This is a genomic window from Tetzosporium hominis (assembly GCF_002265435.1).
Taxonomy (GTDB): domain Bacteria; phylum Bacillota; class Bacilli; order Bacillales_A; family Planococcaceae; genus Chryseomicrobium; species Chryseomicrobium hominis.
The window spans coordinates 1-270 of record NZ_NOKQ01000175.1; the positions used below are offsets into that span (position 1 = coordinate 1).

General features: G+C 50.0%; 1 protein-coding gene. It reads right to left on the bottom strand.

Translation table 11 applies throughout. The features are described 5' to 3' along the window. The coding region (locus CF394_RS03600; protein WP_500691224.1) for a zinc metalloprotease at positions 1-270 on the bottom strand (270 nt) is incomplete at both ends.

The window sequence follows — 270 nt, forward strand, 5'->3', positions numbered from 1 at the left end:
CATCGAGCGGAGGAAGCGGCAGCAGATTAAATAAAAACAAAACAAGATTCAGCTGTATCCAAATGGAAAAGAACTGATCAAGTCCCGTGCTGAATGCCGCAAGCAGCTCCATTCCGTATGCATGCATCAACACTAACAAAAAGAAACCGATAAACGCAAGAATCAGGTTACTGACGGGTCCGGCAATAGATACAAGCACGCCGGCAAGCCGAGGGTTCTTAAAGAAGCGGCGATTGACGGGAATAGGGCGCGCCCATCCGAAGCCGGCCA